Origin of the sequence: Kitasatospora arboriphila, from assembly GCF_039528095.1 — a bacterium.
Lineage (GTDB): Bacteria > Actinomycetota > Actinomycetes > Streptomycetales > Streptomycetaceae > Kitasatospora > Kitasatospora arboriphila.
Map to the genome: position 1 here is coordinate 1 of NZ_BAAALD010000276.1, position 608 is coordinate 608.

General features: G+C 50.5%; 2 protein-coding genes. Both read right to left on the reverse strand.

The genetic code is table 11. The features are described from left to right. Nucleotides 1-243 (reverse strand): KH domain-containing protein (locus ABD353_RS39930; protein ID WP_425555360.1); only part of this gene is annotated, 243 nt, incomplete at its 3' end. A gap of 39 nt (nt 244-282) precedes the next feature. After that, a partial coding sequence (gene rplV, locus ABD353_RS39935; RefSeq protein ID WP_344628603.1) for a 50S ribosomal protein L22 occupies nt 283-608 on the reverse strand: 326 nt, incomplete at its 5' end.

The window sequence follows — 608 nt, forward strand, 5'->3', positions numbered from 1 at the left end:
GATCTGTGCAGGTACGCCAGCGATATCCGCTACGACCTTGCGCAGTTTTTCTACGTCTTCGCCTTTCTTACCGATAACGATACCCGGGCGAGCGGTGTGAATGGTCACACGGATGCTCTTAGCCGGACGCTCGATAACGATGCGAGATACAGACGCTTTAGCCAGTTCTTTAGTCAGGAACTGACGTACTTTAAAATCGCTGTCCAGGTTGTCAGCGAATTCTTTGGTGTTGGCGAATACCATTAGGATGTACTTTCTGACCCATTGCTAGTCTCCAGAGTCTCAGCGATCGGACACAACCACAGTGATGTGGCTGGTGCGCTTCAGGATGCGATCTGCACGACCTTTAGCACGCGGCATAATGCGCTTCATGCTCGGGCCTTCGTCTACGAAAATTTTCGCAACTTTCAGATCATCAATGTCGGCGCCATCGTTGTGTTCAGCGTTAGCAATGGCAGATTCCAGTACCTTCTTGACCAGTACAGCAGCTTTTTTGTTGGTGTAGGTCAGAATATCCAGGGCCTGCGACACTTTCTTACCGCGAATCAGGTCAGCTACAAGGCGAACCTTCTGAGCAGAAGAACGAGCATGGCGATGTTGAGCTAAAG